This window comes from Proteus sp. G4415, from assembly GCF_963896075.1.
In the GTDB taxonomy this organism is placed as follows: Bacteria; Pseudomonadota; Gammaproteobacteria; order Enterobacterales; family Enterobacteriaceae; genus Proteus; species Proteus mirabilis.
The window spans coordinates 1-24,354 of record NZ_CAWQOK010000130.1; the positions used below are offsets into that span (position 1 = coordinate 1).

Sequence of the window (24,354 nt, forward strand, 5' to 3'; positions counted from 1 at the left end):
TAATAATTATTTAATTTAGATTTGATTTAATAAGGAACAAAAAAAGATGATAGAAAATAACCGACACCCCTTCGCTTGCACAACACTTGCGATTACTGACAAGAAAAAACGTGTTTATCATGGTCGGACAATGGAGTTTTCTTCTGATGAGCCAACGTCTATCTTAGCTTATTATCCACAAGGTCATACTTTTCAGCAAAATGCCCCTGATGGAACCCCCGGATTAAAGTACAGCGTTAAATATCCTTTTATGGCTATTACCGCTCCTATTAACTTATCGGGTACCAAAGATGTACTTGAAGGTGTAAATAGTCAGGGACTCTCTTTTAGCTTAAATATGCTACCTAACTCTAAGTTAGATGATCTCGATCCCCAATATTACGCAAGCTCTGTTCCTATTGCTGCTATTGGTGAGTGGGCATTAGGACAATATGCGACGGTTAAAGAGTTAAAAGAGATTATCCCCCAAACCCATTTTTGGTCACAAAAGCTATTATTGTTACGTAACTTACCAAGCCCTTTCCATTACGCATTTTATGATAAAACCGGTGATTGTATTGTTGTCGAAGTCTCTGATGGTAAATTACATATTTATGATAATCCTACCTATTGCATGACCAATGGCCCTATTTTCCCGTGGCATTTAACTAATTTAAACAACTACACTCATCTTTCTAATATCAACGTTTCCAGTAGCACATTAGGTCGTATTAAAATCAACCAACCTGATAGTGGTATTGCATTAGCAACATTACCTAGCTCAGATACTTCTGTAGATAGATTTATTCGTGCAGTTTATTATTCAACCTATTACCACAAAGTTTCTGATCCTGATAAACAGCTTATTGAGCTTGCCCATATCATGAATCGCTTCGATCGCCCTAAAGATGCAACCATTGATCCACTATTAGGTAATGATACGCTAACTAAACTTCATACTAGTGAATTTTCTGTCTGGACGGCGCTAACTGATTTAGAACGGGGGATCTTTTTCTTCAGAGGCTACAACAACTTAAACTTTCAAAAGTTCACACTTGAGTCATTTAAAAATGAAAGTAGCGCGGTTTTTATTAAGGTCAATTTGGAAGAGGCATTGTAAAATGCTTTAGATAGAAACTAGATTAGTTTAGCACGGAGAAAAATTTTTTATATCAGACTTTTACGAATAAAAATCTTTTGTGAAATAACACGCATTTTTTATACTGGTTATTTGCTTGTTGTAGGTTATTTTTCATATTGTCATATAAAGAGTAAGTAGTTATAGCTAGTTATAAATAAATTCTGTATTTTCTTATAACTGTGCCATACTTACTAGTGGCTTCATACAAAATGCTACTTGTTCCTTTAAACAAACTAATAATAGAGGTTGTCACAATGAAAGCAAAAATTGTACTAGGTGCGGTAATTCTGGCTTCAGGCCTATTAGCAGGTTGTTCTTCTAGCAACAACGCACAATTAGACCAAATCTCTTCTGATGTAAACCGTTTAAATACGCAAGTTCAACAACTAAGTAGTGATGTTCAATCAGCTAACGCTCAAGCAAAAGCCGCTTATGATGAAGCAGCTCGTGCTAATCAGCGTCTAGATAACCAAGTAACTACTTATAAAAAATAATTTGACTGCTTAATAAGCTGAAAACGTTAAGTCAGCTTTAATTAATAATAAAAAGCAGATACCTATGAAGTATCTGCTTTTTTTCATCATTGAATATCTATCATCAATATGCGGTTACATTGACCGGTATACCTGAACGACGAATAATTTCTGCATCCACTTTTGCTTTATCCACTTTGCCACTTTCATACCAAGCCGTAAATTGTTTAGTAAACGTTAGGGGCATCGTCTGGGGATCGTCATCTTCATTTTGTGAGAGTGGTTGGTGCACTTCAATAAATTGCTTACCATCTGCAGTCTCAGTAAATTTAATCGGTTTATTGATCACTTGAACCCGACTGCCTTTGGGTACCACATTAAACAGTGTTTCAATATCATCAGGACGTAATCTAATACAGCCAGAACTCACTCTTAAGCCAATACCAAAATCGGCATTAGTACCATGAATAAGATACTCACCACGACTGTGCGCTAATCTTAACGCATATGCCCCCATTGGATTATCTGGTCCTGCAGGTACCACTGCCGGTAACGTGATCCCCTTAGCCGCATAATTTTTACGAATATTGGCTGTCGGCGTCCAAGTCGGATCTTTAATCAATTGAGAAACAGATGTCACCATTTCAGGCGTTTCCCGCCCTAATTGGCCAATACCGATAGGATAGACATCAACGGTTCCCCCTTCTTTGGGATAGTAATAGAGGCGCAATTCTGCCAGATTAATGACAATACCTTTACGCACGGTATCAGGTAAGATCATCTGTAAGGGAATTTGTAGTGTTTTGCCCGCTTCGGGTAATAGAGGATCAATACCTGGGTTGGCTTCCATCATATTTAGCAAACCCACTTGATATTGTGCAGCGATCGTTTCTAAAGAACGTTTATCATCAGGAACGGTGTAAGAAACATTTTCCCCAATGATACGTGAGCCATCCGTAGGTAGCAGGTATTCATGTGCATAAGTTAAGTGACTGCTCATCCCTAACAGCGATGCACCCAATAAGGTTAACCATTTCTTCATTGTTGATCCCGTGTGTTAGCAATAAAATAAACTGACTATTATCATGATAACATTCTCATCGTTATGATTATCATATAATAAGTCAGTTTAGAACATTAATATGGGATCGGGTAACATTTATGCTACAGTGTATTCCGAAAAGCGTTTCATTAACCGTGTTACCATAGCGTGTAGCCCTTGAGTACGAGATGGCGTCAAATGACTTTCCAGTGCTAATGTCGAGAAATAGTGGTTAACATCAGTGGCGAGAGCTTGCTCTACCGTTTTACCTTGAAAAAGAATAATCACTAATGCCACTAATCCTTTAACAATACCTGCATCGCTATCACCGGCTAAAATCAGCTGCTTATGCTCATCTAATTCAACCGCTATCCAGACTTGGCTCTGACAACCTTCAATAAAATTAGCCGCCGTTCTTTGTTCATCTGTTAATGGTGGTAAGCGTTCTCCTAGCTCCATCATATAAAGATAACGTTGCTCCCAATCCTGACAACGAGAAAAATTGCGTAATAATTTTGCTTCATCAGGCAAAGCCGCAATTGCCATGAATAACCTCTTTTTTAATTGTTAGCCTAATAGTTTTTCAATGCGTAACAACGCATTAACCAGTGCATCAATATCCGCTTTATTATTGTACAATCCCAACGAAGCGCGACACATGGCAGGAACCTGATAATAGTCCATAATTGGCATCGCACAGTGATGACCCGTACGAATAGCAATACCATAGTTATCAAGAAAAGTTCCCACATCATAAGCGTGATGCTTACCTAAATTAAATGCTATCACACCTTGACGCGCTTCATTACCATAAAGCGTTAATGATTTTACTTTGGTTAATTGTTGTTGTGCATATTGCATTAAGCTATTTTCATATGCAGCAATCTTATCCATACCAAATTGAGCAAGATATTCCAAAGCTGCCCCTAAGCCAATGATACCGATAATATTAGGCGTTCCAGCTTCAAATCGCCACGGCGCATCCGCGTAGGTAATATCACCATTGATATGCACATGTTTTATCATAGCGCCCCCCCCTTCCCATGGAGGTAATTCATCAAGTAGCGCTTTTTTGCCATATAGCAAACCAATCCCTGTCGGACCATAAAGTTTATGGCCACTACATACAAAAAAATCACAATCTAACGCACTAACATTGATAGCTTGATGCATCGCACTTTGTGCCCCATCAACTAAAATATGTAACTCGCCCCCTTGCTGAGCCGAATACTCTCTAGCTTGGCAAATAATTTCAGCAATAGGATTGACGGTTCCCAGTACATTAGACTGATGAGTGATCGCCAGTAACTTAGTTCTGTTATCAATTAATTGGGGTAATTGCGCTAAATCGAGTTGCCCATTAGCAAGCAGAGGAATAACACGGACATGAAAACCATACTGTTTTGCTAACATATACCACGGCACTATATTCGCGTGGTGTTCCATTTCAGTAATGATAATGTTATCACCATCATTTAGGAAACGATGGCTATAACTGTAAGCGACTAAATTGATCCCTTCTGTCGTTCCTTTTACAAAAACGATTTCTTCTTCACTCTTTGCACCTAAGAAATGTGCTGCTTGCTTACGAACATTCTCCACTAAGGAGGTGGCGTTTGCACTTAATGTGTGAATGCCGCGGTGAACCGCGGCATATTGTGTTAAGGCAAACTGTTTTTCACGCTCCATGACACAAGCGGGTTTTTGCGCACTTGCGGCACTGTCGAGATAGACTAAAGGTTTTTCTTTCACTTGCTGGGAAAGAATAGGAAAGTCATCCCGCACTTTTTCAATGGAATGTGTCATCATGCCTTTTTATACCTCTGATAAGCGTTGATTTATTCTCTCTAGAACATGAGTTTTGATCACACTATTTTCTAATGATTCTGTTAATTCGGCAGCAAATGCATGAATGATCATTTTGCGAGCTTCACTTAACGCAATACCTCGTGAACGTAGATAAAATAGTTGCTCATCATCAATACGCCCAACCGTTGCACCATGACTACATTTCACATCATCAGCATAGATCTCAAGTTGTGGCTTAGTATCAATTTGTGCTTTATCACCTAATAACAAGTTGTTATTGGTCATTTGACCATCTGTTTTCAGCGCTTGAGGGGTGACTGTGATCATGCCATTAAATACGGCTTTCCCTGCATCCATTGCAATACTTTTATGTAATTGACGGCTTAGGCAATTTTTCTCACCATGCACGAGCCAAGTACGAGTATCGGCAATTTCGTTCGCTTTGGGTAATACCACACTATTCATTGATAGCTCACTGTTCTCACCCGTCAGTGCAGCGCTAGTATGATGACGACTCAGTTTATTCCCCAACAAGAATGCATAACTATTAACACGAGCATCTCGTCCAATGCTTAAATCGTTATGGGCAAAATGTTGGCTAATGCCATTTTCAAAACCAAGTTTAATATGGTTGAACGAGGCATTATCACCAATAGTGGCGGTTAATCTCGCCCCGGTAAAATGACGGTTTTCACCATCACTACTAATATAGTGTTCAATCACTTGCATCTGAGCATTAGCGCCAACATCAAGATGGAAACGATAGTTAGCACTGTTAACTTCTTGCCCTGCATGACCTTGTGTAATATTAAGGATATAAAGCGGTTTATCTGCCACTACGCCTTTTTTCAAGGTAATGAATAGCGGCTGTTGCGCTAAACTTTCAACTAAATGCAAGAACACTTCACCATTAATGGCTTGCGGTAATTCACTTTGGTTATCCAGTAATGTCACTTGGTATGGACCAAAATCTTGACTACTTTCAGCCGGTGAAAATGCACCATTAACCATCACGATACGGTAGCAATCAAATGAGAGCGCCCGTTGCTCAATTAAATCTTGTACCTCAAAAGGTGGCAACATTTGATATTGCTGACTGAGCGTCTCATCTAATGGCGTATAATGCCAATCTTCGTGTCGATAAGCTGGAAAACCCACTTTTTCCACTTGTAGCCAGTGATTACGTGCATTTAAATTATCTTCCCCTTTACGCTGTTGATATAGCGCAGAGAATTGTTTTAATGCCTGTTGATTACGCTGTTCTACTTGATGCTGTTTTTCACGTTTCTCATTGAGGGTCAATAAGCCAGCCATAACCTTGTTCCTCCAATTTTTGTGCTAATGAAAAATCACCTGATTTAATGATTTTTCCTTGGTAAAGCACATGCACATAATCAGGTTTAATATAATCAAGGATACGTTGATAGTGAGTCACCACGATAAAGGCGCGTTTACCATCACGTAAGCTATTGACACCATTAGCGACAATTTTTAACGCATCGATATCAAGTCCTGAGTCGGTTTCATCTAAGATACACAGTTCAGGTTCAAGGGCAGCCATTTGCAAAATATCGTTACGTTTTTTCTCACCACCAGAAAAACCTACGTTAACAGAACGAGTTAACAAATCTTGAGGCATATCCAATAGTTTGATTTTATCTTCAATAAAATCTTCAAAATCAAAGCGATCTAACGGCTCTTGGCCTCGATATTCTCTTACCGCATTGACTGAGGATTGTAAGAAAAACTGGTTACTGACACCGGGGATCTCTACTGGGTATTGAAATGCCATAAAGATACCTTCACCCGCTCGCTCTTCAGGCTCTAATTCCAGTAGATCTTTGTTTTTAAAAGTCACACTACCTTCATCAACTTCATACTCTTCGCGACCTGCTAAGGTTGCGGATAATGTACTTTTACCTGAACCGTTTGGCCCCATGATAGCGTGCACTTCGCCGGCACGTACTTGCAAATCTAATCCTTTAAGAATTTCATTGCCTTCAACACTGACATGTAAATTTTTAATATCTAACATAATATATGCCTTCGGTATTTTTATACCCAGAATTTGGTTAATGGTTAACCAACGCTATGTTCTAAGCTGATTGCTAATAATTTTTGTGCTTCTACAGCAAATTCCAGCGGTAATTCTGAGAACACGTCCTTACAAAATCCATTGACAATCATTGAGATTGCATCGTCTTCACTTAATCCACGTTGACGGCAGTAAAATAACTGATCTTCACCAATACGTGACGTTGTCGCTTCATGCTCTAATTGTGCTGAGTTATTCATGACTTCAACATAAGGGAAGGTGTGAGCACCACACTCTGTGCCAATTAACATTGAGTCACATTGTGTGTAGTTACGTGCATTCTGCGCACCAGGTAACACTTTCACCAAACCGCGATAACTATTTTGACTTTTACCCGCAGAAATACCCTTAGAAATAATAGTTGATTTGGTATTTTTACCGATGTGGATCATCTTGGTTCCCGTGTCAGCTTGTTGGTTACCATTGGTCAGTGCCACTGAGAAAAATTCAGCCGTTGAATTATCTCCTTTTAAGATAACACTTGGGTATTTCCAAGTGATCGCTGAACCTGTTTCAGATTGAGTCCACGACATTTTAGCGTTCTCACCTTCACAAAGGGCACGCTTAGTGACGAAGTTAAGAATTCCGCCTTCGCTATCACCGCCAGAGAACCAGTTTTGTACCGTGGAATATTTCACTTCGGCATCTTTATGAATGATAACTTCAACAACGGCAGCATGCAGCTGATAGCTATCACGTACAGGTGCTGAACACCCTTCGATGTAACTGACGTAACTTCCTTCATCCGCAATTAAAATCGTACGTTCAAATTGGCCTGTTTGTGCCGCATTAATACGAAAATAGGTGGATAATTCCATAGGGCAGCGAACACCTTTAGGAATATAAACAAAGGTACCATCAGAAGCGACCGCCGCATTAAGAGCCGCAAAATAGTTATCGTGGCTAGAAACAACTGTACCTAAATATTGGCGTACTAATTCGGGATATTCTTGAATCGCTTCACCGAAGGAGCAGAAAATAACACCATGTTTAGCTAGCTCTTCACGATAAGTGGTAGAAACCGATACTGAGTCAAAAATGGCATCTACAGCCACTGACTGCCCTTCTCTTACTGGCACGCCTAACTGATTAAATGCGTCTTCAACTTCTTTAGTTAAATAATCTTGGGTTTCTTGTGTTGAGACTGCTTCATTGTTACCACTAGCACAACTGCCATTGGCACAACAAGCACCGCAAGATGGCGCTGAATAATAACTATAATCTTGATAATTCAGCGATGGATAATCTGCTTTTAGCCAATGAGGCTCTTCCATCTCTAGCCAATGACGATAAGCATCAAGACGAAACTCTAGCATCCACTCTGGCTCATTTCTTTTAGCTGAAATAGCTCGCACAACCGCTTCATTCAACCCTTTATCTAACGTATCGGTTGAGATATCGGTATAGAACCCTTCTTTATAGTGATGATCACTGAGCCAGCCTTGAACTTCATCACCAATTTCAACATTGCTCTGAGACATAATCTGACTTCACTATGTTATACCCCAAAGCTCTCACCACATCCGCAGACGTTCTGAGCTTTAGGATTATTAAATTTAAACATCTGATTAAGTCCTTCACGGACATAATCAACAACTAAACCATCAATGAATGGCATGGCTTTTAATGCAACGAATAACTTGGCACCATTATGTTCATAGACAAGATCGTCCTCTGTGGGGCCTGCTGCAAGCTCAATAACATAACCATAGCCCGTACAACCTGATGGCTTAATACTTAAGGAAAGTCCCTGACTTTCAGGGTTTTTCTCCACTAATTGGCAAATATGTTTCGCTGCACTATCAGTCAGCACAATGCCTTGCCAAGCAGTATCATTTAGAGAAAAAGTTTCAACATTGTTTGTCATTACTGACCTCATTTCGAAAGGAGATTAATATCTTTCCTGACTCTAATGGTAATGATAACCCTTATCACTTCAACCCTGTCTTTTGAAAGGATATTATAAAATCGTTTAAAAATTGCTCTTTTTTTGCTTTTTAATTGTTAAATATAGCGCTTAATAAATTGAAATGTAACAATTTTTATCTTTTTTCATTACAAAAATAAAACTTTTTTAAATTCCTTTATTTCGCACAATACGCATAAAAGTTGCAAAGCAAATACATTTTATACCTTTGTCACTGAAATGTAGAGAAAAAGCATAAAAAATCAACAATTGATAATCGCAAAATATTTTCTTTTTATGCTTATACTGATAGGTAAGATAGCACCACTTTTGTGATAACTTCTTATTGTATTGTGTGCTTTTATGACTTATTGATTGATACTAATTGAGTTCACATACCTATTAGTGCAATCAATAACTTCTTGATTATTATTACTTTTATTTTCAGCAATAAATTGTAATTGCCATACACGATTTGTGTTAGTATCCGCAATTAATACCCCTTCATAGCTCACTTTCTGATTAGACAACTTTCCTTCAAAGAAAATTTGTCGAGCTGGCATTTCTGACACTGTGAAAGGCTTTATTGTTGTTGAAGTTTCTTTCATGCCATCAATAGTGGAAATATTATCAACGATACCCTGTGCTCCAGTATCAATATCATAACTCATCATATCGTCAAGTTTAAAATAAACTAAACGAACTTCTGATAACTGACATACTGGTTTGGCTTGATAAACTAACATCTGTGATGTGACATCTTGGACATGATCAGGTAATAATTGAAAATAGTGTTCTGTATCATCTTTATTTAATGAGAATGAAGTTGGATACGCGATATTAAACCCCGACATAGTACGTACAGGATAATTTATTATCTCTTCACTCTTATTGTGAGTTGATTCGTTATCACATGCTGTAAGTAATAAACTACCGATTAAAATAAAAACGCTTTTATAATTTAGAATGGTTGATGTCATTTTTTCTTACTATTAATAATAATGAAGATAATAATTATCATTAAAATTTAAACTTAAATAAAGATAATTTTTTCACATGACCTCATTTCAATAAATAAAAAACGCCTAAAGTGAAATAATAACCTTAGGCGTTTATTATTGATTAACGAATTAAACAATAACCGCAGTTGTTAAACGTGAAATACAGACTTTACGGTCAGCGTCATCAAAAATTTCTATTGACCATACTTGATGTGTACGACCTAAATGAATAGGTTTACAGACACCTTTTACAAACCCTTCTTTTACTGCTCGCATATGGTTGGCATTAATTTCTAAACCCACCACTTTTTGTTCACCTTCTGTGCATAAATAGCCAGCAATTGACCCTAAGGTTTCAGCTAATACCACAGAGGCGCCACCATGTAATAAACCAAAAGGCTGTTTAGTACGCTGATCTACTGGCATGGTGCCTTCAAGATAGTCCTCACCCAGTGCGGTGAGTTCTATACCAAGGTGCCCCACCATATTATTTGGGCTAATATGATTAAGTTGTCCTAATGTTGTTTTTCGTTTCCATATCATTGCATAATCTCCAAAAGCGCCTGTAGTGGATGTTTTAACTCAATATTATCAATACGTTTTACTTGGCTACGACAAGAATATCCGGTACACAAGCAACGTGCTGTAGGGAGTGTTTTCAATGCATTTCCCCATGACAGTTGATAAATTCCCAATGAATTTTTATAGTTATTCACTTCATGCCCATAAGTGCCCGCCATACCACAGCACCCCGTAGTTACCACTTCAAGTGGTTGACCATAACGTTGGAATATCGCTTGCCACTGTTGCATACTTTGCGGTAATGCCGTTGACTCAGTACAATGACTAAAAAGATACCATTTTTCAGCATCTTCGCAGATCTCAATCGGCTCACTGACTAACTGATTTAGCCACTCATGAACCAGTTGAACCTTAAAGTTACCGCGTTTATCCCCTAATATCTCCCGATATTCATCGCGGTAGCAAAGGACTAAAGCGGGGTCGACTCCTACCATTGGAATGGACAACTGTGCAACTCGATTAAGCATCGTTGCTGTTTTTTGTGCAGTTTTACTAAATTGCTGTAAAAATCCCTTAATATGCTGTGCTTTTCCGTTAGGTGAAAAAGGCAATAGCACAGGTTTAAAACCAATTTTTTCAATCAATTTAATAAAGTCAGCAACTACTTTAGCATCGTAATAACTGGTAAATGGATCTTGTACCACGATAACATAATGGCTTCGTTGCTTTTCTGATAACTGCTCTAACTCTTCCAAGGTCATCGTTAACGCGCTATGTCCAGCTAACTGCTGCTTTAATGTCGGAGATGACAATAGAGGCAGATCTATCATACCAATAGTACGTTTACTCAACGATTGCACCAATGGTTGCTTAATAAAGAAATTAAACAGACTTGGTACTTTTGCCATTAACGGTGTGGTGAGTTCGACATTTGCCACAATATGATCTTTTAGCGGACGTAGATAGCGTTGATGATATAACTGAGTAAATTTGGCTCTAAATGATGGCACGTCAATTTTAATCGGGCATTGTGTAGAGCACGCTTTACAGGCTAAACAACCATTCATTGCTATTTTTACCTCATGAGAGAAATCATATTCTCCACGTTTAGCTTTCCATGTATTGCGTGTTTTTTCAATCAATCCCCGTAAGCTAGGTTTGTTATTTGTAAGACTTGTTTCTAACTGCTGAGGGCTTACACCTTGCTCTGTAAGTAGACGTAACCACTCTCTGACTAATGTCGCTCTGCCTTTAGGTGAATGAATACGTTGCCCAGTTATTTTCATAGAAGGACACATTGGACTTTTAACATCAAAGTTAAAACATAATCCATTACCATTACACTCTAACGCACCGCGAAAATCTTCGCGAACCGATACAGGAATGGTGCGATCAAATGTGCCGCGTTTAATAGCATCGACCTGTTTCATTGGCGCCTCAACCTCGAGAGGAGGACATATTTTCCCTGGGTTAAGTCTATTTCGAGGATCGAACACCGTTTTTATTTGACGTAATTCGTGATAAAGGGTTTCGCCAAAGAATTCTGGACTATATTGCGCTCTAAAGCCTTTTCCATGCTCCCCCCATAGTAAGCCACCATATTTCGCCGTTAATGCAACAATTTCATCAGAAATGGTTTTCATGAGTTGTTCTTGTTGCGGATCACACATATCTAAAGCAGGTCTCACATGCAATACGCCAGCATCAACATGACCAAACATACCGTAATTGAGCTGATAACTATCAAGTAATGCCCTAAATTCAGTAATATAATCCGCTAAATGCTCTGGTGGCACACAAGTATCTTCAACAAAAGGAATGGGTTTAGCATGCCCTTTAGCATTACCTAATAGCCCTACTGCTTTTTTACGCATGGCATAAATACGGTTAATATCGGCGAGGTTATCACAAACCTGATAACCGATAACGCCCCCTTCGCCATTATTCATCAGCTTATCTAAGCGCTGACATAAATCCTCCACTTGTGAGGCAATCAGTGTTTTATCATCACCGGCAAACTCAACAATATTTAGCCCTTGCATATCTTTATCGGGCACATCCGTAATCAATGCATTAACGGAATGCCAGACAATATCTTCTCGAGCAAGGTTTAATACTTTGGAGTCAACAGTTTCAACAGAAAGCGCCTTTGCTTTTACTAAAAACGGCGCGTTACGCAATGCGGAATCAAATGAGTCATACTTCACATTCACTAAACTGCGCTGCTTTGGAATGGGGGTAATATCGAGTGTTGCCTCGGTAATAAAGGCCAAAGTCCCTTCTGAGCCGGTTAGAATACGCGTAAGATCAAAATGCTTCATGTCATCGCTAAACACATGGCGTAAATCATAGCCCGTTAAAAAGCGATTCAGTTTAGGGAATTTTTCGAGAATAAGCTGACGTTGTGCTTTGCAACGGGATAATACCGTTTGATATATCCGACCAACAGCAGAATCTTCTTTCGCAATAGTTTCAGCTAAAGCGCTGTCCATCGCGCGAGTTTCAAGCAATTCTCCGCCTAGTAAAACGGCTCTGACGCCTAATACATGATCGGAGGTTTTGCCATATACCATAGAGCCTTGCCCTGAGGCATCGGTATTGATCATTCCCCCTAATGTCGCACGATTACTGGTAGACAGTTCTGGCGCAAAAAAGAAGCCATAGGGTTTTAAAAACAGATTAAGTTCATCTTTTATCACACCGGCTTCTACCTTTACCCATCGCTGTTCTGGGTTTATCTCAATAATACGTTTCATATAACGAGATAAATCCACCACGATCCCCTCGGTTAACGCTTGACCATTAGTGCCGGTTCCGCCACCTCTTGGTGTCAAAGAGAGGGAATGAAAACGAGGTTCATCCACTAAACGTGCTACAATAGTCACATCCGCTGTGGAACGAGGAAAAATAACCGCCTGTGGTAGCAACTGATAAATACTGTTATCTGTTGCCATAGTGAGTCTATCGGCATAAGTGCTCGATATATCACCTGTAAAACCATTTTGTCGGAGTGTATTTAAAAATTCGGTTGTGAGTTCACTGACTTGCGGTGCTTGCGATATACGTGGGATCATTTGTTATAGCTCTTTAATCTAATTTATCCACATTGCTTTATTAAAACTATCTCAATGTATGCCAAGAGGTGCAATAATTTGAATTTGCACTTTCAGACCGATACCTGTTCACCTTATCATACAATTCTGGCAAATTGCGTAGTGACATAAACAACATGATATTTGCCATGTTTATTCATCTGCTTTTAGCATTTTATTCGTGTAGGGATTTAAAATCATGGAAAAACCGCAGATCCATACAGATATACCCAAAATTTTATTCACCGTTCTTTTTATTTCTTTTTTTATTATCGGTAGTTTTTGGATCCTGAATCCTTTTATCGTTGGTTTTATTTGGGCTGGCATGATAGTGGTTGCCACTTGGCCTTTACTCATTATTTTAGAAAAACGAGTAAAATATCGCTGGCTATCAACCATGATCATGATGATTTTAATATTACTGATTTTCGTCATTCCGATTATTTTGTTAATTAGTAGTGTTATTGATAACAGTGCTCCATTGATTGAACTAGCAAAATCACCTTCAGATATTCAACCACCACAACTACTATGGTTAAAAGAGATCCCCATGGTTGGTAATACGCTCTATGAAACTTGGCACTCTATTCTCGTTTCTGGTGGTAATGCCTTAATGGCGAAGATCCAACCCTATATTGGACAAGCAGCAAATTGGTTCTTTGCACAAGCCTTAAATATTGGCCGTTTTGCGCTTCACTTAGTTGTCATGTTACTTTTTTCAGGATTACTCTTTTTACAAGGTGAAAATGTTGTTGCTTGGTTACGCCATTTTGCTGTGCGTCTTGCCGGACAACGGGGTGATGCAGCCATTTTATTAGCCTCCATGTCAATTCGCGCAGTGGCGCTGGGTGTGGTGTTAACTGCGCTGATCCAAGCCGTTATTGGTGGTATTGGCTTAGGTATTTCGGGTGTGCCTTATGCCACAGTGTTAACGGTATTGATGTTTATTTGCTGCCTTGCGCAATTAGGACCTTTGTTCGTTCTGGTTCCTTCTATTCTATGGCTATTTTGGACCGGTGATACTACATGGGGTATCGTCATGATCATTTGGGGTGGGATTGTGGCGACGATGGATGGTGTACTACGTCCATTCCTCATCAAAATGGGAGCTGACCTACCTATGGTACTGATTTTGACCGGTGTTATCGGTGGTATTTTAACACTCGGTATGATTGGTCTGTTTATTGGCCCTGTTGTATTAGCCGTAGCACACAGTTTATTGAATGCGTGGATCAATGAAGTTCCTAAACCCGATCCAGATTTAACAGAAACTGTAGAATTTATGAATAAAAACTTTATAGAAAAAGAGTAAATAATATAAAAGCATGTAAGTATCAACACTTACATGCTTTATAAGTATTACTTAAAACTTTAATAAAGATTATCAATTTATGAGTATTTTATTATTTTTATATCTTGAAATTTACAATTTGAAACAATTCTTATTTTTTTAAACCTGTTTGCTACCAGCGAGTTATATTCACTTCTTAATATCCTAATATTTTTTTGATTGAGATAATTCTTAGAGAATAATTAACTCATTTCTCTTAATATAAATCTCATCGAAACGAATGTTTCATTTAATTAATGGTTTTGCCTATTTTATTAATAGATTAAAAGGCGAGACCAAAGTATATAAAATATTGCTGTGTGTAGTCTTTGCCTGTCAGCCCATGATAGGCTTTTTTTTTATCTATTATTTATAAATAGTATAAAAAAAGCTCACATTATTTTGTGAGCTTTTAATTATTCAATAATAATATAATTATTGTTGTGCTAATTTCACCCAGGTTTTAATAACGGTATCTGGGTTTAAAGATAAGCTATCAATACCCTCTTCCATTAACCATTGTGCAAAATCTTCATGGTCAGAAGGGCCCTGTCCGCAGATCCCGACATATTTACCTTGACGTTTCGCTGATTGAATTGCCATAGATAATAGCGCTTTTACCGCATCATTACGTTCATCAAACAGTGATGAGACGACACCAGAATCACGATCTAAGCCCAATGTTAACTGAGTCATATCATTAGAGCCGATAGAGAAACCATCAAAATGAGCCAAGAATTGATCGGCTAATAAAGCATTGGATGGAATTTCACACATCATAATCACTTTTAAGCCATTCTCACCACGTTTTAAACCATTACGTGCTAACTCATCTATCACTTCTTCTGCTTGGCGCACCGTACGTACAAATGGGATCATCACTTCCACGTTAGTTAATCCCATCTCATTACGCACACGTTTCACTGCTTCACACTCGAGTGCAAAACAACGACGGAAATCATCCGATACGTAACGACCCGCACCACGGAAACCTAACATAGGGTTTTCTTCATCAGGCTCATAGCGATCGCCACCGACTAAGTTTGCATACTCATTTGATTTAAAATCAGACAAGCGAACAATGACACGTTTTGGCCAGAATGCTGCAGCGAGTGTTGCGATACCTTCGGTTAATTTACCAATATAATATTCAACAGGTGATGCATAACCCGCCATCATTTCATCAATTTCAGCTTTTAGTGCATCTGTTTGATCTTCGTATTCGAGTAAAGCGCGAGGATGCACACCAATCATACGGTTGATAATAAACTCTAAACGCGCAAGGCCTACCCCATCATTTGGTAACCCAGCAAAGTCAAAGGCGCGATCAGGATTACCGACGTTCATCATGATTTTTAAGCCAAGTTCTGGCATGTTATCGATTGCGGAGCTTTGAATAGAAAAATCGAGTTTCCCATCATAAACAAATCCGGTATCCCCTTCAGCACAAGAGACGGTGACCACTTGCCCTTCGCTAATACACTCCGTCGCATCGCCACAACCTACCACTGCTGGAATACCTAATTCACGAGCAATAATTGCCGCATGACATGTTCTTCCACCACGATTAGTCACAATCGCAGAGGCTTTTTTCATGATAGGCTCCCAATCAGGATCTGTCATATCGGTGACCAACACATCACCCGCCTCTATTCTATCCATCTCACTTAAGTTATGGATAACCTTAACCGTACCACTACCAATACGATGACCAATTGCACGACCTTCTACAATCACAGTGCCTGTTTCATTTAACTGATAGCGTTCCATAACTTGTTGGTTAGAACGAACTGTTTCTGGACGCGCTTGAACAATATATAGACGACCATTATGACCATCTTTAGCCCACTCGATATCCATTGGACGTCCATAATGTTGTTCAATCAATACCGCTTGTTTTGCTAGCTCTTGCACTTCATCATCAGTTAAAGAGAAACGATTGCGCAATGCTTCTGGCGTATCTTCAATACGGACTTGTTTACCATGCTCAATGCTATCGGCATAAACCATTTGGATCTTTTTAGAACCTAGGTTACGGCGCACAATTGCCGGTAAACCTTTCGCCAAAGTTGGTTTATGAACATAGAATTCATCTGGGTTAACTGCCCCCTGAACCACCATTTCCCCTAAACCATAAGCAGAGGTAATAAAGACTACTTGATCAAAGCCTGATTCAGTATCAATAGTAAACATCACCCCTGATGAAGCTAAATCAGAGCGAACCATACGTTGGACACCTGCAGATAAAGCAACACCGCGGTGATCATAGCCTTGGTGAACACGATAAGAAATTGCGCGATCATTAAACAGTGAAGCAAACACGTGTTTAATCGCAACTAAAATTGCATCGATACCTTGAACGTTTAAAAATGTCTCTTGTTGGCCGGCAAAAGAAGCATCAGGCATATCTTCAGCGGTTGCTGATGATCGTACTGCAAATGAGGCTTCAGATTCACCTTCACTTAAGGTCTGATAAGCATCACGAATATCTTTCTCAAACTGAGGGGTAAAAGGTGTATCAATCACCCATTGGCGAATTTGGTTACCCGCTTGTGCTAATTGATTAACATCATCAACATCAATACTATCGAGCAACTCATAAATACGCTGATTAATACCACTTTGTTCCAGAAAATCATTAAACGCTTGCGCTGTGGTGGCAAATCCATTAGGAACAGACACACCCAGTTCCGCAAGATTAGTGATCATTTCACCGAGGGAAGCATTTTTCCCACCAACACGATCAACGTCATTCATACCCAATTGGTTATACCAAAGTACATTGCACGGGGTGAGGCTATTGCTGGACATTGAGAACAATCCTTTTTTAAACAAATGAGAGAGAGAAAAAAAAGAAAAACCCGCTGTCAAAACGACAACATAAATAAGCGTATCACAATGTTATGGAGAATATAGAAAGGTGAATCGATCAACCAGAAAACTTTATTTTTTTATCCTTTATAATCACTAAAAATACTATAGATAATATTGTCTGAATTGCTAATTCAGCTAAAAAAAAGGTGAGAGGAATGATATTAAGTTTGAATTCAATTAACTGTGATAATAATGAACTTGTTGATAGAACTGTTTTTTTTATCTCTGACGGCACCGCTATTACCGCAGAAGTCTTAGGCCATGCGGTACTCTCACAATTCCCATTAAAAATGAAAAGCTATACCTTACCTTTTGTATCTTCTGTAGAAAGAGCGGAAGAAATAAAAAATAAGATTAATGAAATTTATAAAAAAAGTGGCGCCAAGCCTCTGGTTTTCTACTCTATTATTAGTCCTGACGTAAAACGAATAATAAATAGTAGTGAAGGATTCTGTCAGGATATTGTGCAGTCCTTAGTTCTCCCCTTAGAAAAAGAAATTGGCGTTCAAGCGCTACCTCAATTAAATAAAACGCACGGTTTAACGGAAAAAAATCTCAGCAAATATGATGCTCGAATTGCTGCTATTGAATACACTTTATCTCATGATGATGGGATCTCTTTACGCAATCTCGACCAGGCGCAAGTGATCTTAATCGGTGTCTCACGCTGCGGTAAAACCCCTACCAGTTTATATTTAGCGATGCAATTTGGCATTCAAGCGGCTAATTACCCTTTTACTGCTGATGATATGGATTTTTTAAAATTGCCTCCTGAATTAAAAGAGTATCAACATAAATTGTTTGGCTTAACCATTGCTCCAGAACGCCTTGCTGCTATCCGTAGCGAACGTCGTGAAAACAGTCGTTATGCATCTATTCGTCAATGTCGTATTGAATTAGCGGAAGTTGAAGCGCTATTTAGGAAAAATAACATTCCTTACCTAAATACGACAAACTACTCTGTTGAAGAAATTTCCACTAAGGTAATTGATTCTATGGGATTAGCCAGAAGAATGTTCTAGAGACAGTAAGTCATTTTTTATTTATTTTTCACCAATAACAGTGTTGAAATTAGCTGAATTTCGTTTATTGTGATCTTAATCACTGGGTAGACTTACCCTGTATTTTTATTGAGATAAATTATGTTAAAAACAGACGAATTACGGACAAAGGCTTTAGCCAGCCTAGTAACGCCGGAAACGTTAGCTAATGAGTTACCCATCTCACAAGAGATTATCAGTAATATCACTTCTGCCCGTCAACGCATTGAAGCTATTCTCACTGGTGAAGATAAACGACTATTAGTTATTATTGGCCCTTGCTCTATACATGATCCCAAGGCAGCTAAAGAGTACGCAACAAAACTAAATCAACAAAAAGCGCGTTTTCATGACCGTCTAGAAATCGTGATGAGAACCTATTTTGAAAAACCGCGTACCGTTATTGGTTGGAAAGGCCTTATTTCTGATCCTTTCCTTGATAACTCTTGTAATGTTAATGAAGGCATTCGTATTGCAAGGAAACTGCTAATTGAGATCAACGCATTAGGACTCCCCACAGCCACTGAATTTCTTGATATGGTCACGGGACAATATATTGCAGATTTAATCAGCTGGGGAGCAATCGGGGCAAGAACAACAGAGAGTCAAGTTCACCGTGAAATGGCCTCCGCCCTCTCTTGCCCTGTGGGATTTAAAAATGGCACTGACGGTAATATACGCATTGCGATAGATGCCATTCGTGCCGCTCGTGCCAGTCACACCTTTTTATCACCTGATAAAACGGGACGTATGACAATTTACCAAACCAGCGGAAATCCCTACGGTCATATTATTATGCGTGGCGGTAAAAAGCCTAATTATCATGCCAGTGATGTAGCAGATGCTGTTGATGCACTGAAACAACTTGATTTACCTGAACACTTGGTCATCGATTTTAGCCATGGTAATTGTGAAAAAATTCATCGTCGCCAACTTGAAGTTGCACGCAATGTCGCTCAACAAATTACGGATGGTTCACAAGCTATTGTTGGTGTTATGGCAGAAAGCTTTTTACAAGAGGGATCACAGAAAGTCACAGCAGATAAGGGGCTGACCTATGGACAATCTATCACTGATCCTTGTCTCAGTTGGGAAGATACCGAACAATTACTGGAATTATTAGCTCAAGCGGTTGAAAGTCGATTTAAATAATATCGCCAAAAAGGAGAGTTTTACCTCTCCTTTTTAACTTACACAAAAAGTCGTTATCCATCTTCATTAAGATTAAGCTTTATCTTCTCCCACGCTAATCAACTGTATGATTTTTATTCTAACACCCTATTTTTGTTGTTCTTTTGTTACTAATCATCTTAAATTTAGACGTTTACGTTAAAAAAAGCTTGTCTAAAATATTCTGATAACGATAATGATTATCATAATCATAACCTCTATCAGTATTGCTATTGAAATGAATAAAAATGTTCATAATTTAAACGATTCATCGATAACACGTGAAACAAGCTCCCCAGTCATTCAATCTATAAATAGCATAGAATTACTGGGTAAATCGGGCGTGGTTTATATTCAACATAACGGAGAGTTGTATCAGTTACGCCAAACAAAAACAGGAAAACTTATCCTAACAAAATAATTATTTAATCCCTTTTCGCAAGCCACCTATTTTGCTAGGCAGCCAGCTAATTCACTCCATATACAAGGACTTTTATGGATATTAATGGTATGTCTATGCTGAAAAGAAATTTCAAATACTCCACATTAGCTACAGCAATTTGTCTGTTATACGCGCCGACTACTTTTGCTCATATTGAAAAAGTAGAGACAGATACATTGACTGTTATTGGGCAACAAGACAATCAAATAACGGATTTTCAATCTGTCGTCGATACCCGTTCAGCACAAGCTCAAACCGCATCTACCACGGGGCAATTGTTAAAACAAATCCCGGGGATCACCGTATCAGGAACGGGGATCGCCAATGGTGGCAATATTATGATGCGTGGTTACGATCAAAGAGGTGTCAAAATCTTTGTGGATGGTATTCATCAACCTATTGATAATACTATGAACAAGCTTGGTGGCCTTTTTATTGAACCCTCGCTTATTTCGCGCGTTAAAGTCAAACATGGTGGCTCTTCGGTTAAACATGGAAGTGGCGCGCTAGGTGGCGTTGTTTCGTTCTCAACTCTCCATCCAAATGAATTATTAGACGCCAATAAAAACCTTGGTGCTAAATTATTTAGCTCATTCTCTTCTGCGGATAAACATTTTTCTTATGGTGGTGTGATCGCAGGTAGACATCAGTTAGTGGAAGGGTTATTGGCTTATAGCCAAAGAGAGCGTGGCCCGATACGTATTGCTGATGACTCAATATTAAATAACCACGAACGTATCAAAAATTATTTTGCAAAAGCCTATGTTTACCCTACAGAGGAACAAACCGTTATTTTTTCTGCCCGTCAATATAATAATGCAGGAGAGCAAAGAGAAGTTTTAAATCGAATGGGGGGATATGGAAAAAGAGACAGTAACAATATGTATCGAGCCACCAAACAAAATGATATCTCACTCACCTATCATTTAAATCCAAATAATTATGATTGGCTCGATCTGACCACTCAACTTTATTATTCTCAGTTTAAAATTGCGCATACGTTTCTGACGGATACACGCAAAGAAATATATCCAGACATAGAAAGTGTGCTAGGTAATTCTGAAAAACGTACCCAATATACCTATGGTATGAAAGTAGAAAACGCCTTTAATTTAAATTACTTTCAAGATAGGTTGACTCAATCTGTGATTATCGGCATTGATGCTGAAAAACAGAAGATGGTATCGAATAATAAGGCTAAAAATTTCCCTTTATCACATATGGATAATGCCTCAGGTTGGGTTCATAACACGTTAAGTACCCCACTATTCCCCATTACTTTAATTGCGGGTCTTCGTTACAACTATTATCAAAATGTCCCTGATAACAGTAAAACTTTAGATTACTACAAAGACTTAAATAAAAAAGGAGACATGACCTCCGCTGACAAATATCAAGAAACATATCAAAATATTTCTAAAAATATTGCGTTACGTCTCACACTGACCAAATGGTTACAGATCTATTCTTCTTATTCTGTTGCCTTTAGGGCGCCGACTTTAAGCGAAATGTATAACGACTCAGTACATTTCACTATAATTTCCCCTTTTAAGAAAAGCTATGATGCTCGTTGGGTTCCAAATTCCACATTAGAACCAGAGACGAATAGAACATGGGAACATGGTATCAATTTACAAAAAAATGCGTTGCTTTTTACCAATGACCAGCTAAACATTAAAGCTTCATATTACAGCACTGAATCAATTGACCACATTACTTATCAACAGTGGTATCATAGTCGTAAGCCTATCCAATTAAAAAATAGTCATATTGCGTTATCTCCCATTAAAGATGCTCGTGAACCTTTATTATTTCAATCAGTTAACTTGCCTAAAGCGCTTATTCACGGCTTTGATTTAAGATTGCTATATTCTCATCCATACATCGCTATGGGGGTAAATTACAATCAAACTAAAACCTTGGAACTGTCGTCTCTAGAGACTATTTCAATGGTGCGTCCTGAAACATTAACCGCTTTTATAAATGTACCCATTATCAAAACACCATTTTCTGTTGCTTGGTCAGGAAAGTTTGCCGGTCCAACGGCCAAAAAAGGCACACATAAATACCCTGGTTCAGAGGAAGTGACTACTCGATTAAAAGAAGATCTTCAGCAATACCCCGGCTATGGTGTGCATAGTTTTGCAGTCAACTATCAATCCAATAATAATGATATACAAGCCTCATTGGTACTCGATAATGCATTCAACAAAGTGTATTACTCAACGGTAGGTGTGCCTCAAGAAGCTAGAAATATCAAAATGTCTGTCAGTTATCGCTGGTAAACAATAAAAAGAGCAATGATTTTTATCATAACGGGCTGTTGAGTTTAGCAGCCCATTTTAATAACGGAGATCGACCTGTATGTCTCAATCATCGCGATGCATAAAGGTGAGTGTTTTAGTTGTTGCAACAGCGATTAGCAGTGCATTCGCTGAAAATAAAAATCAAATCTATGGAGAAAAAAATAGCGGGGAGAGAAACACACAAATAATAACGGTTTATGCAACAGGTAACGAGCGAGATAGCTTTACATTACCAATGATGTCGACCGTCATAAAAAATAACAGTGCTTGGACAGAAACGGCAGGAAGTGCCACTGAATTGTTGCGTCATATACCGGGCATTTCAATATCAGGAGCTGGCCGCACAAACGGTGAAACTATCAGTATGCGTGGCTACAGTAGTAACGGTGTTTTGACACTAGTAGATGGCATACGCCAAGGTACTGATACAGGTCATATTGACAGTATTTTTGTCGATCCTCTACTCATTAAACAAGTTGAAGTGGTTCGTGGCCCTTCAGCACTTTTATATGGAAGCGGTGCCCTCGGTGGGGTTGTGGCATATGATACCGTTGATGCCAGCGACTTGCTTGCAAAAAATGAACATGATGGTGTGCGTGTTACAGCCCTTGGTAATACGGCACAACAGAGTCAAGGATTTGGCATTACCGCTTTTGGTCAACAAGACAATTTCGATGGATTACTCGCCCTCTCCGCTCGTGATAAAGGTACAACTCGCTATGGAGGCGGTTATCGTGCGCAAAACGATGAAACAATCATTAACTTATTATCTAAAGGACGTTGGTTTATTGATGATAGCAATACGTTAAGTGGCCAATTACGCTATTATCATAACAACGCACAACAGCCTAAGGATCCACAACTCGCCAATAACCCAACACCGGCTAATGTAGCGACAAATCGTACTACAACACAAAAAGATGCACAGTTAACCTATCAATATCATCCTAGTGATATGTCATGGATTAACCTAAAAACACAAGCCTATTACAGCGAGGTAGATATTAATGCGAAAACACAACAAAAAGGATTTGAAGGTAGAGAGCAAAAAACCTATGGCATTAAACTTGAAAATCGTACTCAATTAGCCACCTACCCCTTTGCTGCTCACGCTTTAACTTATGGCGGTGAGATCTATAAGCAAAAGCAATCACCCAGTGCAAATGCCGAAAGCTTCCCTAAAGCAGATATTCGTTTTATGTCAGGCTGGTTACAAGATGAAATGACTTTACGTGATGTACCCATTTCATTCATCGTCGGTACAAGGTTTGATAAATATAGCAGTCAAAATGATCGTTATGATGACATCAGCGCTGATAAATGGTCATCAAAAGGAGCCGTTAGTATTACACCCACAGATTGGTTAATGCTTTATACCTCTTATGCTCAAGCTTTTAGAGCACCAACAATTGGCGAGATGTATAACGATGCTAAACATTTTGATGCCCCATTCCCCGGAGCACCAACCAATTACTGGCGCCCTAACCCTAATTTAAAGCCCGAAACCAATTCAACAACTGAATACGGGTTCGGTTTTCAATTCGACGACTTATTATCTAATAATGATAATCTGAAAATTAAAGCTGCCCATTTCAATACGCGTGCAAAAGATTATATTGATACAGATGTCGCTATTTTTCAGGGATATACACAATCGACGAATATTCCAAGAGCAACTATTTGGGGTTGGGATATCGAGATGAATTATCAATCGAAGTTCTTTAGTTGGGATTTGGCTTATAACCATACAAAAGGAAAAGATAATGCCAGTAATGCCTCTATTACCTCTATTGAGCCAGATACATTAACCAGTCGCCTCGATATTCCCGTACCCAATAGTGATTTTTCCGTAGGTTGGGTGGGACAATTTACTAAAAAAACAGATTTTACAAAACATGATCGCTTTAATCGCCCGACCAATCGCCAACAAGCGGGTTATGGTGTCAATGATTTCTACCTCCGTTATGAAGGTAGTGCTTCATTAACAGGGCTAACAACCTCACTGGTACTGGGTAATGCATTTGATAAAAAATACTACTCTTCTGCGGGTATTCCTCAAGAGGGGCGCAATGCAAAAGTACTGGTGAGTTATCAATGGTAATTAACAATAAAATAAACGAAACAATAGGAGT

General features: G+C 38.8%; 19 protein-coding genes. 8 read left to right on the top strand and 11 right to left on the bottom strand.

Going from position 1 to position 24,354, the window contains the following annotated elements:
* The first annotated feature begins 46 nt into the window (after positions 1–46).
* Both AACU95_RS14055 and AACU95_RS14060 read left to right on the top strand, forming a co-directional pair.
* Positions 47–1,099: a linear amide C-N hydrolase gene (locus AACU95_RS14055; RefSeq protein ID WP_004248170.1), complete on the top strand. Its 1,053-nt coding sequence runs from the start codon at positions 47–49 to the stop codon at positions 1,097–1,099.
* A gap of 275 nt (positions 1,100–1,374) precedes the next feature.
* On the top strand, positions 1,375–1,614 hold the full coding sequence (locus AACU95_RS14060; RefSeq protein WP_004248171.1) for an Lpp/OprI family alanine-zipper lipoprotein: 240 nt from the start codon (positions 1,375–1,377) through the stop codon (positions 1,612–1,614).
* 103 nt (positions 1,615–1,717) lie between these two features.
* Here AACU95_RS14060 and AACU95_RS14065 read toward each other — a convergent pair whose 3' ends face one another.
* From AACU95_RS14065 to ydiJ, 10 genes are all read right to left on the bottom strand, one after another.
* Complete coding sequence (locus AACU95_RS14065) at positions 1,718–2,635, bottom strand: L,D-transpeptidase family protein (RefSeq protein WP_004248173.1); 918 nt, start codon at positions 2,633–2,635, stop codon at positions 1,718–1,720.
* Positions 2,636–2,752: 117 nt separating this feature from the next.
* Positions 2,753–3,181, bottom strand: coding sequence for a cysteine desulfuration protein SufE (sufE, locus tag AACU95_RS14070; RefSeq protein ID WP_004243158.1), 429 nt, complete (start codon positions 3,179–3,181; stop codon positions 2,753–2,755).
* A gap of 21 nt (positions 3,182–3,202) precedes the next feature.
* Positions 3,203–4,444, bottom strand: a complete 1,242-nt coding sequence (sufS, locus tag AACU95_RS14075) for a cysteine desulfurase SufS (protein ID WP_141192019.1) — start codon at positions 4,442–4,444, stop codon at positions 3,203–3,205.
* Between the two features lie 6 nt (positions 4,445–4,450).
* Positions 4,451–5,758 (bottom strand): Fe-S cluster assembly protein SufD, encoded by a 1,308-nt coding sequence (sufD, locus tag AACU95_RS14080; RefSeq protein WP_004243162.1) that lies wholly within the window; start codon positions 5,756–5,758, stop codon positions 4,451–4,453.
* Complete coding sequence (gene sufC / locus AACU95_RS14085; protein WP_004243163.1) at positions 5,733–6,479, bottom strand: Fe-S cluster assembly ATPase SufC; 747 nt, start codon at positions 6,477–6,479, stop codon at positions 5,733–5,735. Before sufC ends, sufD begins: the two co-directional genes overlap by 26 nt.
* Before the next feature lie 44 nt (positions 6,480–6,523).
* A complete protein-coding gene (sufB, locus tag AACU95_RS14090; protein ID WP_004243165.1) occupies positions 6,524–8,020 on the bottom strand; it encodes a Fe-S cluster assembly protein SufB in 1,497 nt (498 codons plus the stop codon).
* Positions 8,021–8,037: 17 nt separating this feature from the next.
* On the bottom strand, positions 8,038–8,406 hold the full coding sequence (gene sufA, locus AACU95_RS14095; protein WP_004243167.1) for a Fe-S cluster assembly scaffold SufA: 369 nt from the start codon (positions 8,404–8,406) through the stop codon (positions 8,038–8,040).
* 407 nt (positions 8,407–8,813) lie between these two features.
* Entirely contained in the window at positions 8,814–9,425 is a 612-nt protein-coding gene (locus tag AACU95_RS14100; RefSeq protein ID WP_141192018.1) for a hypothetical protein, read from the bottom strand.
* Positions 9,426–9,575: 150 nt separating this feature from the next.
* Positions 9,576–9,989: a hotdog fold thioesterase gene (locus AACU95_RS14105; protein ID WP_017628079.1), complete on the bottom strand. Its 414-nt coding sequence runs from the start codon at positions 9,987–9,989 to the stop codon at positions 9,576–9,578.
* A complete protein-coding gene (gene ydiJ / locus AACU95_RS14110) occupies positions 9,986–13,042 on the bottom strand; it encodes a D-2-hydroxyglutarate dehydrogenase YdiJ (RefSeq protein ID WP_017628078.1) in 3,057 nt (1,018 codons plus the stop codon). The genes AACU95_RS14105 and ydiJ overlap by 4 nt, the downstream gene beginning before the upstream one ends.
* A 217-nt stretch (positions 13,043–13,259) precedes the next feature.
* Here ydiJ and ydiK point away from each other — a divergent pair, with 217 nt between their 5' ends.
* Positions 13,260–14,372 (top strand): AI-2E family transporter YdiK, encoded by a 1,113-nt coding sequence (ydiK, locus tag AACU95_RS14115; protein ID WP_004243171.1) that lies wholly within the window; start codon positions 13,260–13,262, stop codon positions 14,370–14,372.
* A 453-nt stretch (positions 14,373–14,825) separates the two neighbouring features.
* Here the strand turns inward: ydiK and ppsA are convergent, their stop codons facing one another.
* Positions 14,826–17,201 (bottom strand): phosphoenolpyruvate synthase, encoded by a 2,376-nt coding sequence (gene ppsA, locus AACU95_RS14120; protein WP_004243172.1) that lies wholly within the window; start codon positions 17,199–17,201, stop codon positions 14,826–14,828.
* A gap of 218 nt (positions 17,202–17,419) precedes the next feature.
* Between ppsA and ppsR the strand changes: the two genes are divergently transcribed.
* The 5 genes from ppsR to AACU95_RS14145 all read left to right on the top strand — a co-directional run bounded on the left by ppsR (position 17,420) and on the right by AACU95_RS14145 (position 24,323).
* Entirely contained in the window at positions 17,420–18,286 is an 867-nt protein-coding gene (gene ppsR, locus AACU95_RS14125; protein WP_004243173.1) for a posphoenolpyruvate synthetase regulatory kinase/phosphorylase PpsR, read from the top strand.
* A gap of 120 nt (positions 18,287–18,406) precedes the next feature.
* Complete coding sequence (locus tag AACU95_RS14130) at positions 18,407–19,456, top strand: 3-deoxy-7-phosphoheptulonate synthase (RefSeq protein ID WP_004248179.1); 1,050 nt, start codon at positions 18,407–18,409, stop codon at positions 19,454–19,456.
* 214 nt (positions 19,457–19,670) lie between these two features.
* Positions 19,671–19,895: a hemin uptake protein HemP gene (gene hemP, locus AACU95_RS14135; RefSeq protein ID WP_004243175.1), complete on the top strand. Its 225-nt coding sequence runs from the start codon at positions 19,671–19,673 to the stop codon at positions 19,893–19,895.
* Between the two features lie 74 nt (positions 19,896–19,969).
* Positions 19,970–22,201 (top strand): TonB-dependent receptor domain-containing protein, encoded by a 2,232-nt coding sequence (locus AACU95_RS14140; protein WP_161737100.1) that lies wholly within the window; start codon positions 19,970–19,972, stop codon positions 22,199–22,201.
* Between the two features lie 79 nt (positions 22,202–22,280).
* Complete coding sequence (locus AACU95_RS14145) at positions 22,281–24,323, top strand: TonB-dependent hemoglobin/transferrin/lactoferrin family receptor (RefSeq protein WP_141192353.1); 2,043 nt, start codon at positions 22,281–22,283, stop codon at positions 24,321–24,323.
* The last annotated feature ends 31 nt before the right edge of the window (positions 24,324–24,354 follow it).

What these genes read in the sequence shown, in the direction of transcription:
- AACU95_RS14060 (WP_004248171.1), top strand. Translation starts at nt 1,375, where the DNA reads ATGAAAGCAAAAATTGTACTAGGTGCGGTAATTCTGGCTTCAGGCCTA.
- ydiK (WP_004243171.1), top strand. Translation starts at nt 13,260, where the DNA reads ATGGAAAAACCGCAGATCCATACAGATATACCCAAAATTTTATTCACC.
- AACU95_RS14145 (WP_141192353.1), top strand. Translation starts at nt 22,281, where the DNA reads ATGTCTCAATCATCGCGATGCATAAAGGTGAGTGTTTTAGTTGTTGCA.
- hemP (WP_004243175.1), top strand. Translation starts at nt 19,671, where the DNA reads ATGATTATCATAATCATAACCTCTATCAGTATTGCTATTGAAATGAAT.
- ydiJ (WP_017628078.1), bottom strand. Translation starts at nt 13,042, where the DNA reads ATGATCCCACGTATATCGCAAGCACCGCAAGTCAGTGAACTCACAACC.
- sufS (WP_141192019.1), bottom strand. Translation starts at nt 4,444, where the DNA reads ATGATGACACATTCCATTGAAAAAGTGCGGGATGACTTTCCTATTCTT.
- AACU95_RS14140 (WP_161737100.1), top strand. Translation starts at nt 19,970, where the DNA reads ATGGATATTAATGGTATGTCTATGCTGAAAAGAAATTTCAAATACTCC.
- ppsR (WP_004243173.1), top strand. Translation starts at nt 17,420, where the DNA reads ATGATATTAAGTTTGAATTCAATTAACTGTGATAATAATGAACTTGTT.
- sufD (WP_004243162.1), bottom strand. Translation starts at nt 5,758, where the DNA reads ATGGCTGGCTTATTGACCCTCAATGAGAAACGTGAAAAACAGCATCAA.
- AACU95_RS14100 (WP_141192018.1), bottom strand. Translation starts at nt 9,425, where the DNA reads ATGACATCAACCATTCTAAATTATAAAAGCGTTTTTATTTTAATCGGT.
- ppsA (WP_004243172.1), bottom strand. Translation starts at nt 17,201, where the DNA reads ATGTCCAGCAATAGCCTCACCCCGTGCAATGTACTTTGGTATAACCAA.
- sufC (WP_004243163.1), bottom strand. Translation starts at nt 6,479, where the DNA reads ATGTTAGATATTAAAAATTTACATGTCAGTGTTGAAGGCAATGAAATT.
- AACU95_RS14130 (WP_004248179.1), top strand. Translation starts at nt 18,407, where the DNA reads ATGTTAAAAACAGACGAATTACGGACAAAGGCTTTAGCCAGCCTAGTA.
- sufA (WP_004243167.1), bottom strand. Translation starts at nt 8,406, where the DNA reads ATGACAAACAATGTTGAAACTTTTTCTCTAAATGATACTGCTTGGCAA.
- sufE (WP_004243158.1), bottom strand. Translation starts at nt 3,181, where the DNA reads ATGGCAATTGCGGCTTTGCCTGATGAAGCAAAATTATTACGCAATTTT.
- sufB (WP_004243165.1), bottom strand. Translation starts at nt 8,020, where the DNA reads ATGTCTCAGAGCAATGTTGAAATTGGTGATGAAGTTCAAGGCTGGCTC.
- AACU95_RS14055 (WP_004248170.1), top strand. Translation starts at nt 47, where the DNA reads ATGATAGAAAATAACCGACACCCCTTCGCTTGCACAACACTTGCGATT.
- AACU95_RS14065 (WP_004248173.1), bottom strand. Translation starts at nt 2,635, where the DNA reads ATGAAGAAATGGTTAACCTTATTGGGTGCATCGCTGTTAGGGATGAGC.
- AACU95_RS14105 (WP_017628079.1), bottom strand. Translation starts at nt 9,989, where the DNA reads ATGATATGGAAACGAAAAACAACATTAGGACAACTTAATCATATTAGC.